The organism is Promineifilum sp. (SeqCode) (assembly GCF_041918635.1).
Taxonomy (GTDB): domain Bacteria; phylum Chloroflexota; class Anaerolineae; order Promineifilales; family Promineifilaceae; genus Promineifilum.
This window is the reverse complement of record NZ_JAYRVJ010000643.1, coordinates 1-1,590: the sequence shown is the minus strand read 5'-3', so window position 1 is coordinate 1,590 and position 1,590 is coordinate 1. Positions and strand designations below refer to the sequence as shown.

General features: G+C 67.7%; 2 protein-coding genes. One reads left to right on the top strand and one right to left on the bottom strand.

The features are described from left to right. Nucleotides 1-972, top strand: a 972-nt coding sequence (locus ACE3UY_RS18930; protein WP_374689040.1) for a zinc-binding dehydrogenase, incomplete at its 5' end; no start/stop codon positions are given. Between the two features lie 95 nt (nucleotides 973-1,067). On the opposite strand, the gene ACE3UY_RS18925 is transcribed toward ACE3UY_RS18930, so the two are convergent. Beyond that, nucleotides 1,068-1,590, bottom strand: a 523-nt coding sequence (locus ACE3UY_RS18925) for a transaldolase family protein (RefSeq protein ID WP_374689039.1), incomplete at its 5' end; no start/stop codon positions are given.

Genomic DNA, 1,590 nt, shown 5'->3' with positions numbered 1-1,590 from the left:
GTTGACGTGGGCAAGGAAGTCCGCAATGTCAAGCGGGGCGACCGGGTGATCGTCCCCTCGCCGGTAGCCTGCGGCCACTGCACCTATTGCGCCCAGGGCAACACCTCCTGGTGCGACAACTCCAACCCCAACGCCTGGGTGCTGGAGAAGATGTACAACCAGTCGCCGGCCGGCTTCTTCGGCTACTCCCACGGTTTCGGCGGCTATGCCGGCTGCTTCGCCGAGTACATGCGCGTGCCCTACGGCGACGTGGCCTCGTTCAAAGCGCCTGAGGGATTCACCGATGAACAACTTCTGTTCATCTCCGACGCCGCCCCCACCGGCTACCAGGGCGCCGACTACGCCAACATCCAGCCCGGCCAGACGGTGGCCGTCTGGGGCGCGGGCGCGGTAGGCCTGTTCGCCATGAAGAGCGCCTGGCTGATGGGCGCGGGGCGGGTCATCGCCATCGACCGCGTGCCCTACCGGCTGCGTATGGCCCAGGAGCACTGTCAAGCCGAGACGCTGAACTTCGAGGAAGTAGACGTGGTGGAGGCCCTGACGGAGATGACCGCCGGGCGCGGCCCCGACGCCTGCATCGAGGCGGTGGGCATGGAGGCAGATCAGGGTGGGCTGGAGGGGGCCTATGACCGGGTGAAGCAGACGATGCGCCTGGAGACCGACCGTCCCTATGCCCTGCGCGAGGCGATACGCGCCTGCCGCAAGGGGGGCGTGGTAGTGGTCATGGGCGTCTATGCCGGGATGGTGGACAAGTTTCCCATCGGCGCGGTCTTCAATAAGGGGCTGACGCTGCGCGCCGGCCAGCAGCACGGCCACCACTACGCGCCGGAGCTATTGCGCCACGTCCAGGAAGGGCGCATGGACATGTCGTTCCCCATCACCCACCGCTTCTCGCTGGACGGCGCCAAAGAGGCGTTCGAGTTGTCGCGGAAGCGGGAGGATGGGTGTGTGAGGGCGGTGTTTGTGCACTAAGTTGTAGGGGCGGGTTTCAAACCCGCCCCTACAGCGTTGTCGTCGTTCTAACGCGAAGAACGGCGATGAATCGCCTGACTACGAACGGTTCGCGGTCAATGAGCCAGCGTTTCGGCCCGCCGCCGCTCCTCCACCCCCTTCAGCAGCGCCGCAAACGCATCCGCGAACGACTTCACCCCTTCCCGCTCCAACTGCTCGGTCACCTCGTCCATGGCGATGCCCAGCGCCGCCAGCCGGTCGAGCGTGCGGGCGGCCTCGTCCACATCGCGCTCCAGCGTGAGGGCCACCCGCCCGTGAGCCAGGAAGGCCGCCAGCGTTTGCGGCGGCACGGTGTTGACTGTGTCCGGGCCGATCAGTTCCTCGACGTAGAGCACGTCGCTATAGGCCGGGTTCTTCGTGCCGGTGGAGGCCCACAGGGGACGCTGGAGGCGCGCCCCGGCCGCCTGGAGCTTCTCCCAGCGCGGGCCGGCGAACGTTCGTCTGAAGTCGGCGTAGGCCAGCCGGGCGTTGGCGATGGCCGCCTGGCCCAGCAGGGCGGCAGCCTCCGCGGCCTGCGCCCCGCCGCCGTCTACGATCGCTTGCAGGCGCGGATCGACGTTGCTATCGACCCGCGAGACG